Origin of the sequence: Staphylococcus sp. HMSC62B09, assembly GCF_001839115.1 — a bacterium.
Lineage (GTDB): Bacteria > Bacillota > Bacilli > Staphylococcales > Staphylococcaceae > Staphylococcus > Staphylococcus haemolyticus.
In genome coordinates this window covers 26,106-38,587 of record NZ_KV840170.1, presented here as the reverse complement: position 1 = coordinate 38,587, position 12,482 = coordinate 26,106, and the positions used below count along the sequence as shown (strand labels likewise).

At 34.6% G+C, this 12,482-nt stretch carries 11 protein-coding genes, 7 tRNA genes and 1 rRNA gene; all 19 read right to left on the bottom strand.

The window, feature by feature from the left end; genetic code table 11:
* Positions 1-60: 60 nt before the first annotated feature.
* The 19 genes from HMPREF3265_RS11985 to divIC all read right to left on the bottom strand — a co-directional run bounded on the left by HMPREF3265_RS11985 (position 61) and on the right by divIC (position 12,466).
* Positions 61-134 (bottom strand) — tRNA-Pro (locus HMPREF3265_RS11985).
* Between the two features lie 30 nt (positions 135-164).
* Positions 165-241: transfer RNA gene (locus HMPREF3265_RS11980), tRNA-Arg, on the bottom strand.
* Positions 242-252: 11 nt separating this feature from the next.
* Positions 253-341 (bottom strand) — tRNA-Leu (locus tag HMPREF3265_RS11975).
* Positions 342-357: 16 nt separating this feature from the next.
* A tRNA-Gly gene (locus tag HMPREF3265_RS11970) sits at positions 358-432 on the bottom strand.
* Positions 433-455: 23 nt separating this feature from the next.
* Positions 456-528 (bottom strand) — tRNA-Lys (locus tag HMPREF3265_RS11965).
* Between the two features lie 5 nt (positions 529-533).
* Positions 534-609 (bottom strand) — tRNA-Thr (locus HMPREF3265_RS11960).
* Between the two features lie 10 nt (positions 610-619).
* A tRNA-Val gene (locus tag HMPREF3265_RS11955) sits at positions 620-695 on the bottom strand.
* A gap of 9 nt (positions 696-704) precedes the next feature.
* Positions 705-819: ribosomal RNA gene (gene rrf, locus HMPREF3265_RS11950) — 5S ribosomal RNA — on the bottom strand.
* A 498-nt stretch (positions 820-1,317) separates the two neighbouring features.
* Positions 1,318-2,808, bottom strand: a complete 1,491-nt coding sequence (gene lysS / locus HMPREF3265_RS11945; RefSeq protein ID WP_070861743.1) for a lysine--tRNA ligase — start codon at positions 2,806-2,808, stop codon at positions 1,318-1,320.
* Between the two features lie 203 nt (positions 2,809-3,011).
* Positions 3,012-3,491 carry a 2-amino-4-hydroxy-6-hydroxymethyldihydropteridine diphosphokinase gene (gene folK / locus HMPREF3265_RS11940; protein ID WP_049426448.1) on the bottom strand — a complete coding sequence of 160 codons (480 nt, stop codon included), beginning with the start codon at positions 3,489-3,491 and terminating at the stop codon, positions 3,012-3,014.
* The gene (gene folB / locus HMPREF3265_RS11935) at positions 3,492-3,857 is read right to left on the bottom strand and encodes a dihydroneopterin aldolase (protein ID WP_037552526.1); all 366 of its coding nucleotides are present in this window, start codon (positions 3,855-3,857) and stop codon (positions 3,492-3,494) included. It abuts the gene before it with no gap.
* The gene (gene folP, locus HMPREF3265_RS11930) at positions 3,835-4,638 is read right to left on the bottom strand and encodes a dihydropteroate synthase (protein ID WP_070442648.1); all 804 of its coding nucleotides are present in this window, start codon (positions 4,636-4,638) and stop codon (positions 3,835-3,837) included. The genes folB and folP overlap by 23 nt, the downstream gene beginning before the upstream one ends.
* Positions 4,639-4,870: 232 nt before the next feature.
* On the bottom strand, positions 4,871-5,803 hold the full coding sequence (gene cysK / locus HMPREF3265_RS11925; protein WP_016931263.1) for a cysteine synthase A: 933 nt from the start codon (positions 5,801-5,803) through the stop codon (positions 4,871-4,873).
* Positions 5,804-6,007: 204 nt separating this feature from the next.
* Positions 6,008-6,892, bottom strand: a complete 885-nt coding sequence (gene hslO, locus HMPREF3265_RS11920; RefSeq protein WP_037552528.1) for an Hsp33 family molecular chaperone HslO — start codon at positions 6,890-6,892, stop codon at positions 6,008-6,010.
* Between the two features lie 236 nt (positions 6,893-7,128).
* Entirely contained in the window at positions 7,129-9,219 is a 2,091-nt protein-coding gene (gene ftsH / locus HMPREF3265_RS11915) for an ATP-dependent zinc metalloprotease FtsH (protein ID WP_070861742.1), read from the bottom strand.
* Between the two features lie 262 nt (positions 9,220-9,481).
* Positions 9,482-10,021, bottom strand: coding sequence for a hypoxanthine phosphoribosyltransferase (hpt, locus tag HMPREF3265_RS11910; protein ID WP_070861741.1), 540 nt, complete (start codon positions 10,019-10,021; stop codon positions 9,482-9,484).
* Between the two features lie 3 nt (positions 10,022-10,024).
* Positions 10,025-11,317 carry a tRNA lysidine(34) synthetase TilS gene (gene tilS, locus HMPREF3265_RS11905; protein ID WP_176743843.1) on the bottom strand — a complete coding sequence of 431 codons (1,293 nt, stop codon included), beginning with the start codon at positions 11,315-11,317 and terminating at the stop codon, positions 10,025-10,027.
* Positions 11,318-11,543: 226 nt separating this feature from the next.
* Positions 11,544-11,945: a S1 domain-containing RNA-binding protein gene (locus tag HMPREF3265_RS11900; RefSeq protein WP_053017953.1), complete on the bottom strand. Its 402-nt coding sequence runs from the start codon at positions 11,943-11,945 to the stop codon at positions 11,544-11,546.
* A 128-nt stretch (positions 11,946-12,073) separates the two neighbouring features.
* Positions 12,074-12,466: a cell division protein DivIC gene (gene divIC, locus HMPREF3265_RS11895; RefSeq protein WP_070582040.1), complete on the bottom strand. Its 393-nt coding sequence runs from the start codon at positions 12,464-12,466 to the stop codon at positions 12,074-12,076.
* Between the last annotated feature and the right edge of the window lie 16 nt (positions 12,467-12,482).

Genomic DNA, 12,482 nt, shown 5'->3' with positions numbered 1-12,482 from the left:
AAGCAGGCGCTCTCCCAGCTGAGCTAAGCCCCCATATTTTTTATATAATTAAAGTTCCTATCGGGAAGACAGGATTCGAACCTGCGACCCCTTGGTCCCAAACCAAGTGCTCTACCAAGCTGAGCTACTTCCCGTATGTAATTAAATAATAAATAAAATTTAAATGGCGCGCCCGATAGGAGTCGAACCCATAACCTCTTGATCCGTAGTCAAACGCTCTATCCAGTTGAGCTACGGGCGCTTTATTTAAGATGGTGCCGAGGACCGGAATCGAACCGGTACGGTGATCTCTCACCGCAGGATTTTAAGTCCTGTGCGTCTGCCAGTTCCGCCACCCCGGCACTATATTAAAAATAATGGAGCGGAAGACGGGATTCGAACCCGCGACCCCCACCTTGGCAAGGTGGTGTTCTACCACTGAACTACTTCCGCATATGGCTATTAAAATAATCGTATGAGCCATAGAGGATTCGAACCTCTGACCCTCTGATTAAAAGTCAGATGCTCTACCAACTGAGCTAATGGCTCAAAGATGGTGCCGGCCAGAGGACTTGAACCCCCAACCTACTGATTACAAGTCAGTTGCTCTACCAATTGAGCTAGGCCGGCTAATTAAGAATGGTGGAGAATGACGGGTTCGAACCGCCGACCCTCTGCTTGTAAGGCAGATGCTCTCCCAGCTGAGCTAATTCTCCAACGTGCAAGCCTGGCAACGTCCTACTCTAGCGGAATGTAAATCCAACTACCATCGGTGCTAAGGAGCTTAACTTCTGTGTTCGGCATGGGAACAGGTGTGACCTCCTTGCCATTGTCACCAGACAATAACTTACTCAATTAATTATAATGTCGATTGTTTTAATTTTCAATAGTTAATTTTACACTTTGTTAAAAATATCTTTACAAGTATTTTACAAAATTAAGTTTCGTTTTTGACGACTTTTATATCATACAACATTCAAAAAGCAAAGTCAACTAATTTTTGAAACTTTTTATTTAACAAGTTTATTATTTGTCGTTTCGCTTCTTTTGAACACTTTTACTATGTTAGCACATCTCAACCATATTGACTACACTTTTTTTATATTGTTTTACAATAACTTCTCTACTCTTTTTTACTTTTGTAACTTCCCCTTGATAATAACCCTTTATCACACCATTATATTTAATCCTTTAGTTTTATATAAATTGAAAACTAATTGTTCCTTTTGTCTCTTTTATTAACAATAACTGTCTCAAAATAAAAAAGAGATTGAGATATATTAGGTTAACATTTGAATAAACCTAAACTTTATCTCAATCTCTAATATTTAATTTAATCTATTTTTGTCTCATATAAGGGAATAATAATACGTCTCTAATAGATGGAGAGTCAGTTAACAACATAACTAAGCGATCGATACCGATACCTAAACCACCTGTTGGAGGCATGCCATATTCTAAAGCTTCAATATAATCTTCATCCATTTCATGCGCTTCATCATTACCTTGTGCTTTTTCAACAAGTTGTGCTTCGAAACGTTCACGTTGATCAATTGGATCATTTAATTCAGTGAATGCATTCGCATGTTCTCTACCTACGATAAACAACTCGAAACGGTCTGTAAATCTTGAATCTTCCGGATTTTTCTTCGCTAAAGGCGAGATTTCAATTGGATGTCCATAAATAAATGTCGGTTGAATTAACGTTTCTTCAACTTTTTGTTCAAAGAATTCATTTAAGATATGACCATATTTCATGTTATCAGTAATTTCAATATTATGTTCTTTAGCTGCTGCGATTGCTTCTTCATCAGATTTAATTTGATAGAAGTCTACACCTGTAGCTTCTTTCACTGCATCTACAATATGAAGGCGTGTCCATGCAGACTCTAGGTCAATTTCCTCTTCATTGTATTGAACTTTTGCAGAACCAAATACTTCTTGAGCGATATGTCTTACCATAGATTCAGTTAAATCCATGATATCGTGGTAATCAGCGTATGCTTCATATAATTCAATCATAGTAAATTCTGGATTATGTCGTGTTGATACGCCTTCGTTACGGAATACTCGTCCAATTTCATAGACTTTTTCAAGCCCACCAACAATTAAACGTTTTAAATGTAATTCAATTGCTATACGCATATAAAGCGTAGCGTCTAGTGCATTATGGTGCGTAACAAATGGTCGTGCTGCTGCACCACCTGCAATTTGATGCATCATTGGTGTTTCAACTTCTAAGAAACCTTGTTTATTTAAGTAATTACGCATTTCTTGAATAATTTTACTACGGTTAATGAATGTTTGAGTACTATCTTGATTTGTAATCAAGTCTAAATAACGTTGACGATAACGTTGTTCAATATCTTGTAAACCATGGAACTTATCAGGTAAAGGTCTAAGCGCTTTAGATAATAAAGTGAATGTCTTAGCTTTTACTGATAACTCGCCAGTATTTGTTTTGAACATTACACCTTCAATACCAACAATATCGCCTAGGTCTGCACCTTTCCATAAATTGTCGAAATCTTCTTCGCCAATTTGGTCCTTACGCACGTAAATTTGAATTTGACCAGTCAAATCTTGGACATGTGCGAAACCAGCTTTACCTTTACCACGTTTAGTCATCAAACGGCCGGCAATCGACACATGACTTTCATCTTCTTTATCATGTAATTCTTCTTTTGAGAATTCATCCCATTGTGATTTTAGTTCACTAGCAGTAGCTGAGCGCTCAAAACGTTTTCCAAATGGGTCGATTCCTAAATCAATTAATTCTTGTAGTTTTTGACGACGGACCTGCATTTGGTCATTCATTTCTTCTGACATAACTTTCTCTCCTTTAAATTTCATTTTAATGAAAATCATTCCATGGATTATTTCTAAATTGCTTATAGGATATCATATTACTAATATGGTGTTACTTAATTGTATTGTTTTACAAAATTGACATTACCTGTATCACTTTCAAAGTATGATCATCTCTATTTTCGCATTTCTATAATATTAATTAAATGCATAATTAATACTTCTTAACCTTTATATTTCTTCACTGTGTCATCTGGTATGACTAAATCAGAGATACGAGTATTTGAACGAGGTTCTATTTGTGTTGATGCAATATCATTTAATGGTATTAATACAAAAGCACGTTCACCCATTCGAGGGTGGGGAACTTCAAGGTCATCTTCTTCTATAACCTTATTTCCATATAACAAAATATCGACATCTAATGTCCTTGGACCCCAACGAATGTCTCTAACTCGATGTAATCGTTGTTCAGTTTCTAAGCAATATTTAAGAAGTTCTTTGGGCTCCAATTCTGTTTCAATTTCTAAACACAAATTTAAAAAATTGGGCTGCTCAGTATACCCCACTGGTGCAGTTTCATATATTGGAGAGATCTTAGTCACGGAAATACCTTCAATACTATCAATTATTTTTATAGCATCTTGTAATTGCTGTTCCCTATCACCAATATTGCTTCCTAAACCTAAATACGATTGTACCATTTAACGATTCTCCCTCACTATCTCTATACCTACGCCATCATAGTGACCAGGAATAGGTGGATTTTCTTTAGTGATTCTGACTTTCGTTTCCATTACACGATTATAGTGTGAATTTATACGTTTTGCAATACGTTCAGCTAGATGTTCGATTAAATTACATGGTGGACCTTCAACGATTTCTTTAACATCTTCAAACACTTCTCCGTAATGCACAGTATCTATCACATTATCAGATTGTCCCGCTTCTTCTAAATTCACTTTCAACGTAACATCTACTACAAAGATTTGACCTATCTCATTTTCAGCAGGTAAGGCACCATGGTATGCGTAAAATCTCATACCATTAAGAAAGATTGTGTCGTTCATCTTCATTCTCCTTTAAGAAATCCATACTTTGACCTAATCTAGCGTTTAATTGCACATTATGTACACGCACAGCTTTGACGCCTTTCATTATACCATAAGCTGTTGTAGCAGCTGTCGCCTCATCACGTTCTAACGCTTTAGTTTCTGTACCAATTATTTCTTTAATAAAACGTTTTCGACTCGTTGCTAATAAAACAGGATACTCAGTTGCTACAAGTTCATCTAAACGTGCCATTACTTCATTTTCTTCATCACGTGTTTTGGCAAAGCCAATCCCAGGATCTAGCCATATTTTATGTTTTGGAATTCCGGCCATTTCTGCTTTGTTCGCTTGAGTAATAAGTGATAATAGCATTTCTTCAACAACTGGTTGTTCGCGATGTCCGTTACCATTATGCATTAATACAACTTCAGCATCGTAAGCAGCCACAACATCAAGTATTTTAGGATCATATAACCCTGCCCATTGATCATTGATCATCGTTGCACCTAATTTTAAGCACGCTTCCGCTACTTCACTACGATATGTATCTATTGAAAGTTGAATATTAAATTTTGCAAGTTCTTTCACTACAGGAACTACACGCTCAATCTCTTCTTCCGTTGAAATTTCTGTGAATCCTGGTCGTGTAGAAATACCGCCGACATCAATGATATCCACACCTTCTTCTATCATCTCTTTAGCACGTTTGACCGCTTTATCCACTGAATTATACTTACCACCGTCAGAGAATGAATCTGGTGTCACATTCAATATTCCCATAATTTTTGTTTTAGTCATTCTTGTCACGTCACCCTTCGTTCTTTTAGAAAATGATATGTAGAAAAATATCTACTTTTGCTCAATAGTCACATATTAATGATACACTCATTTTCTAAACATTTCAGTTTTTATAATCGCCAAAAAACATGCAAAGTATTTAATAATTTAAAACAAGGTATTCATCTCTTCAAAAAGAAAACGCTAGCGAAGCAAAATTAAGCTTCACTAGCGTATAAATATTGTTTAAAAATTAATCATCGAATGAATATAAAGGTGTTGATAAGTAACGTTCACCATTACTTGGCAATACTGTTACAACTGTTTTACCTTTACCTAATTCTTTAGCTTTTTGAATTGCAGCATGAATTGCAGCACCAGAAGAAATACCTGCTAGGATACCTTCTTCTTTAGCAACGCGACGAGATGTTTCCATAGCTGTATCATTGTCTACTTTGATGATACTATCATAAATATTTGTATCTAAAGTATCCGGTACGAATCCTGCACCTAAACCCTGCAATTTATGTGGTCCTGGCTCACCACCACTTAATACTGGTGATGCTTCAGGCTCTATAGCAACGATTTCAACATTAGGATATTTTTCTTTTAAGACTTTACCTACACCAGATAAAGTACCACCTGTACCTACACCTGCTAAGAAAGCGTCGATTTGTTTACCTTCAAATTGTTCTACTAATTCTGGGCCTGTAGTTAACGCATGAATTTCAGGGTTTGCTGGGTTTTCGAATTGTTGTGGTTCAAAGTAACCATGCTCTTCTTTTAATTCTTTTGCTTTTTTAATAGCGCCTTTCATAGCTTCTGAACCTGGTGTTAAAACTAATTCTGCACCATAAGCTTTTAATAAGTTACGACGCTCAGAACTCATTGTTTCAGGCATTGTAAATACTGCTTTATAACCTTTAGCTGCACATACGAAAGCTAAACCGATACCTGTGTTACCACTTGTTGGTTCTACAATCGTATCACCTGGTTTAATTTTCCCTTCTTTTTCAGCTTTTTCGATCATAGCTAATGCGATACGGTCTTTTACTGAACCACCTGGATTTTGGTATTCTAGTTTTACGTAAACATCTGCTGCATCTTCATCTACAACGTTTCTTAATTTTACTACCGGTGTATTGCCAATAATTTGAGTAATGTTATCTACTGGTTTTTGTGCCATTGAAAAAACGCTCCTTTTAACTTTCATATTTAAAACTTAGTTTTTTTATCGGATATAACTATATTCTATCAGAATTTTCTAAAAAGAAAAAGCTAATTCTCTCATTTTAGAATTGAAGTTACATTTTACTTTTACATTATTTTAGTTTCCCTATAAAAAAGGCAATAAACACATGATGGTTTATCGCCTTTAGTATATTTTTAATTATGCATTCATTGAAGCTAATAGGTCTTCAAGTTCAGCTTCTGAATAATTATATTTATTACCACAGAAGTGACAAATAGCTTCCGCGCCATGGTCCTCTTTAATCATATCTTGGATTTCAGCTTCTCCTAAACCTTTAATTGCATTTAGAAACTTCTCATGACTACAGTTACATTCAAACTGAGCTTGCATAGTTTCTAAGATTTGAACGTTATCTTCACCAAGTATTTCTTTTAAAATACCTTCTGGCGTTAATCCTTGTTCAATTAATTTAGAAACGGGTTGCATATTATTTATAGCATTTTCTAATTTTGTTACAGTTTCATCTTTAGCGCCTGGCATTACTTGAATAATAAATCCTCCAGCAGCTTTAATAGAATTGTCAGGATTTACTAACACACCCAAACCAACTGATGAAGGTGTTTGTTCACTTGTCGCAAAATAGTATGTGAAGTCTTCTCCTAATTCACCTGATACAATCGGACTTGCACCTGAGAAATAGTCTTTCATACCAACGTCTTTCACTACTTGGATGGACCCGTCTGTACCAACTGCTCGTCTAACATCTAATTTACCTTGTTCATTTAATGGAAAATGCGTTTGTGGTTTATCCACATAGGCACGTACATTACCTTCAGCATCTGCATCTGCAATGATTCTTCCAATAGGGCCTTTACCATCAACTGTTACTGTTAATTTTTGTTCACCTTTAAGCATCGAACCCATTAATAAAGTTGCTGTCATTGTTCTGCCCATAGCAGCTGAAGCTGTTGGCCAAGTGTAATGACGTGTTTGTGCTTCTTGCACTGATTCAGTTGTTAGCGCAGCGTACGCACGTATTTCTCCTTCGTAAGCTAATGATTTTACAATATAATCATGTGTCATCCTTATAAACTCCTTTAGTACATTTATTTTTATATTGATATTATTTATGCTTTAATCTTTCAATTATTTCTACATTTTCCCTTTAAGGATACTTATTCTACACTTGTTTAATAAGAATATGAAGTAACTTGCTTTCAACTCTAATGTTGTCTCTTTCACGATCACTACATATTAAAAAATCTCCTTTGACTAAGGGGCATTGCCTTACTCAAAGGAGATAATAATCCAGTTTAAACTTATCTATTGCTAGGGTTGTTTGGATCGTTTGGATTATATGGCTTATCGATATTTGGAGATTGTTCATGACCTGTGTCTTCTTCATTATTTGAATGTCCACGATGTTGATCATTATCTTCTTTACGATCTTCTCGCATGTCTTCTTTACCTTCTTCTAGTTGTTCTTCGCGGATATCATCGTAAGATTTACCATATTTACCTTCGCTATAGTCAGAATCTTCATCTTTAACAACACGAGCAGCATCATAATCTACTTCAGGTAATACACCATCATAGAATAATGAACGGATTTGTTCAGCTACTAATGTTTCTTCTGTTAACAATGTTTTAGCGATAAGTTTAAGTTCTTTTTCATGGTCTAATAAGATTTGTTTACAACGTTCATATTGTTCTTTAATAATACGTTGAACTTCTTTATCAATTTCATAAGCGATTTGACCAGAATAGTTAGGTTCACCTTGCATATCTTTACCTAAGAATACTTGTCCACCGTCGCTAGATGAGAATTGTAATGGTCCAAGTTTTTTACTCATACCATACTCAGTAACCATAGAACGTGCAATTTGAGTTGCTCTTTCGAAGTCATTTGATGCACCAGTTGATACTTCATGGAAATTGATATCTTCGGATACACGACCACCTAATAAACCACAAATTTTATCTAATAATTCAGGTTCTGTCATTAAGAAACGATCTTGTTTAGGTAACATCATTGCGTAACCACCAGCTTGTCCACGTGGAACAATTGTTACTTTATGAACAACTTCTGCTTCATCAAGTACCATACCGATAACTGTATGACCCGCTTCATGATGAGCCACAATATTACGTTCTTTATCTGAAATGACACGTGATTTTTTAGCTGGACCAGCAATAACACGGTCTGTAGCTTCTTCAATATCACGCATGTCAATTTTGTTTTTACCTTCACGTGCAGCAATTAAAGATGCTTCATTTAATAAATTCTCTAAATCTGCCCCTGAGAAACCAGGTGTTCTTTGTGAAATAGCTTTTAAGTCAACAGTTTCATCAAGTGGTTTGTTTTTAGAGTGTACGTGAAGAATAGCCTCACGACCTTTAACATCTGGACGGCCAACTTGAATTTGTCTATCGAAACGACCAGGGCGTAGTAATGCTGGGTCTAAGATATCAGGACGGTTAGTTGCAGCAATCATGATAATACCTTCGTTTTCACCGAAACCATCCATTTCAACTAGTAATTGGTTAAGCGTTTGTTCACGTTCATCGTGACCGCCACCAACACCTGCACCACGTTGACGTCCTACTGCATCAATTTCATCGATAAAGATAATACATGGTGCATTCTTTTTCGCATTTTCGAATAAGTCACGCACACGGCTTGCACCGACACCAACGAACATCTCAACAAAGTCTGAACCACTGATTGAGAAGAAAGGTGCACCTGCTTCACCAGCTACGGCACGTGCTAATAATGTTTTACCTGTACCAGGAGGGCCTACAAGTAATACACCTTTAGGTATTCTTGAACCCATTTGTTTGAATTTCTTATTATCTTTTAAGAAATCTACTATTTCAATTAATTCTTGTTTTTCTTCATCTGCACCAGCGACATCCGAGAATCGTACACGACGTTTTTGATTATCGTACATTTTAGCTTTGGATTTACCAAAGTTCATCATACGACCACCACCGCCGCCACCTTGTGCTTGGCTAAGGAAGAAAATGAATAGGAAAGCAATAATTAATACAGGAATTAATGTTGTCAACATACTTACGAAGACACTTTGTTTCTCTTCTTCTTTAACTTTAAAATCTAGTCCTTTTTGGCTTTTTGCTTCATTTGTAATTTTTTGTAAGTCTTTTTCGTTATTGTATAAAATCGTTGAAGAGTAATCTTCATCATTTTTTGTTTTACCACTTACCAAGTACACATTTTGCTCAGGTTGGATTTCTAAGGTCTTTAAATCACCTTTATCCAATTTCTCTACAAACTGTGAATAGGAAAGTTGTTTCGGTGTATTGCCATTCCCATTTATGTAAGAAAATACGCCGAATATAATAACGCCAATAATTGCGATAACAAGCACATTGCGAAAAGCTTTTTGCATGCGTCATTTCCTCCTATTTCTATAATAAAGCTAACAAAAATTGTAACACAAAACTTCTCTTAAAGGCTAGCATTTCAACTTTTGTAATACTTTTCAAAATCCTTGTGTTATCAAACTTTTTAAAACTTAAGTTCTCTAAAAAACGATAAGTTTTTAAAATGTGTTTAAGCATATAAAATGAGTCTACACTAATTCATTTATTAAGTATAGTTATTATATCTTAAACACGATTTAATTATATTAACATCTAAATGAATTTCACTTATTTGTTATAAATTTCTGGTTTTAATGTGCCGATATACGGTAAATTTCGATAATGTTCAGCGTAATCCAATCCATAACCTACAACAAATTCATCAGGAATTTTCTTACCAACATATTTAGCTTCAATATCAGCTTTACGACGATTTGGTTTATCCAGTAATGTAACAATTTCAAGTGAATTAACTTTACGTGATTGCAATAACTCAGTAATTGATTTCAATGTTGTACCTGTTTCTAAAATATCTTCAATGATTAGGACGTCTTTATTTTCAATAGATGAACCTAAATCTTTTAAGATTTGAACTTCACCAGTTGATTCAGTTCCGCCATGATAGCTTGAAACATCCATAAAATCAATTGCTAAAAGTGTGTCGATGCGTTTAATTAGGTCTGCCATAAACATAACAGAACCTTTTAGAATACCCACACATACAAGTGGTTTATCTTTATAATCTTTAGTTAATTGTTCTCCTAAATCTTTACAAATATTTTGTATATCTTCTTCAGTTAACAATATTTCTTTTAAGTCGTCTTTCATTCGTTATTCATCTCCAATTTTTTTGATTTCTATATGTTGATTATATGCTTTAGCAATATATAAATTACCTACAGCAATAATTTGATGGTATTGATCTTCAATTAATGGCATTTGCATGCGCACATCATTTGGAATTTTGTGATCTATAAACAAACGACTCACTTTTTTATGACCTTTTTGTCCATTTAGTTCGACTTTATCTCCATTGTGACGAGTTCGTATCAATAATGGTAATTGTTGTTTAGGAATCGTCGGATGTATAACAACGAGATAATGTCCGAAACGATATGTATCTGCATCATTCACGATTTGATTATCTAATAATGACGGCTCATTTTTCGCCAATATAATAAATTTATCATATGCTATTTGAATTATCCATTTTTCAGTGAGGGATATCTCAAATTGTGCGATTTGATTACTAATCTGATCAAACCATTCATGATATTGTTTCTCTGAAAATGCCTTATTCAACTGAAGTTGTTCGAAGAGCTGATCTAACAATATCATTTTAGTTATATCATCAAGTCGATTAAATACATTTCGTGAAAATTGTATTTGAGTTCCATTTTTATTAATTAGACAATCATTCTCTATAAAGGATTGGGCTTTTTTTCGATTCTCCTGTAATTGAATATCATGCCAACGTTTCAATTTTAGTAAATGCGTGCTATCAAGATCTGCATTTTGATTAATCGCTGGTAATAGTCGATTGCGAATGTCATTTCTAACATATTTATTGTCACTGTTTGAGCTATCTTCATAATAAGGAACTTGATATTTGTGCTGATAGTCGCGTATGTCTTCTTTTGAAACTTCAAGTAATGGGCGACATATTGTGTAATGATTACGAATTGATTGAACATCTATCCCTAGAGTACTTCGTGTAGAACGTCCAGTAAATAGTCTATAGAAGATTGTTTCTAGCTGGTCATCTAAATGATGTGCTGTAAGTAATACATCTGCATCTAACCTTTTCATCATTTCGTCAAACCACTCATAACGCAATTGTCGAGCATCAGCTTGTATACTCTTCCCTTGCGCTACTACATCAGTTAAATTCAAACGCTTTACATAGCAAGGTATCTCATATTGTTTACAAAATGCTTCTATAAACGCTTCTTCCTTATGTGATGCCTCTCGTAAGCCGTGATTAACATGAAGACAGGTCAATTGTTTATAAGTACGAGATGATTGTGAAAGTAAATTGTGTAAGAGTGACATACTATCTATACCTGTCGAAACAGCAATCACAACATGATCAGTATTGCTCCATAGTGACGTATTAACTTTCAACACAAAGACCTCCTTAATAACATGAATATACCTTATTGCAATATTACAATGTAGTCATCAAAAAAAGAGTGGAACTAAAATTCATTGTTGAATTTTAAGTTCCACCCCGCAAAAATAACATATCTTACATAAAATAAAGGGCAATTCGATAGGACGACAATTGTTTATCTTACGGTGAATGTTACCTTTGCTATTACCAATTGTTATATAAATAATATATTATAAATTAGCGTCTTGAACCTTTACCACCACGTCTTGATTCAGTTTGTCGTTTAATAGATGTTAATTTATCTTCACTATCTTTTAAGAAATTGCTTAATTTCTTTTCAAAATCTTCACCTTTTTGTTGTGGTGGTCTATTGTGATTTGATTTATGTTGTGGTCTACGAGGACGATCTTTTGCTTTTTTTATTGAAAGGCTAATTTTACCGTCATCTGCAATAGATAAGACTTTAACTTCAACTTCGTCTCCAACTGATAGGTGATCTTCAACATTCTCAACATAGTTATCAGCCACTTCACTGATATGAACTAAGCCACTTTTCCCTTCAGGTAACTCTACGAATGCACCAAATTTTTTGATACCAGTAACTTTACCTTTTAGCTTGTTTCCTACTTCGATTGACATATTCTAAATAAATCCTCCCAATTTTGATTCGATTTTAACCTTATTATATTCCTGTTTTAATATTTTCACAATGCTATAAAACCAGATAATTCATTCTTATTTAAGAAAAACGATTATCCTTAATGTTATCAGTTGTCATTAGAGGATTTAGACTTAGAATCATCATTATTAGGCAATTTAAAAATAACTTCACCTTTATTGCTCAGGTAATAATCGTCTCTTGCTACTTTCTCTATGTAGTCTTTATTATTTAAATTACTAAGTTCTTCTTTTAATGCGATTTCCTCGTCTTGCTTTTTCTGAAACTGTTCCTCTTTATGTTTACGCTCAACTGCTGCTTTATCATTGCTTTGTTTTTGGATGACAAGCATGATGGATAGAATAATTATGATTGCTAATAATATCCCACCGAATACAGTTACTCTTCGTCTAACAACGCGCATTTTCTTTTGTTGTCGTTGCTTCTTTCGATTCTTTTCGGAGGTATACTGATTCCCTATTTCTTCTACCTTTTTACTCATTGCTTGTCACCTCCTT

Coding starts and splice junctions, on each gene's coding strand:
- HMPREF3265_RS11900 (WP_053017953.1), bottom strand. CDS start 11,945: ATGTCAATCGAAGTAGGAAACAAGCTAAAAGGTAAAGTTACTGGTATC.
- folK (WP_049426448.1), bottom strand. CDS start 3,491: ATGGTACAATCGTATTTAGGTTTAGGAAGCAATATTGGTGATAGGGAA.
- hpt (WP_070861741.1), bottom strand. CDS start 10,021: ATGAAAGACGACTTAAAAGAAATATTGTTAACTGAAGAAGATATACAA.
- ftsH (WP_070861742.1), bottom strand. CDS start 9,219: ATGCAAAAAGCTTTTCGCAATGTGCTTGTTATCGCAATTATTGGCGTT.
- hslO (WP_037552528.1), bottom strand. CDS start 6,892: ATGACACATGATTATATTGTAAAATCATTAGCTTACGAAGGAGAAATA.
- divIC (WP_070582040.1), bottom strand. CDS start 12,466: ATGAGTAAAAAGGTAGAAGAAATAGGGAATCAGTATACCTCCGAAAAG.
- folP (WP_070442648.1), bottom strand. CDS start 4,638: ATGACTAAAACAAAAATTATGGGAATATTGAATGTGACACCAGATTCA.
- folB (WP_037552526.1), bottom strand. CDS start 3,857: ATGAACGACACAATCTTTCTTAATGGTATGAGATTTTACGCATACCAT.
- cysK (WP_016931263.1), bottom strand. CDS start 5,803: ATGGCACAAAAACCAGTAGATAACATTACTCAAATTATTGGCAATACA.
- lysS (WP_070861743.1), bottom strand. CDS start 2,808: ATGTCAGAAGAAATGAATGACCAAATGCAGGTCCGTCGTCAAAAACTA.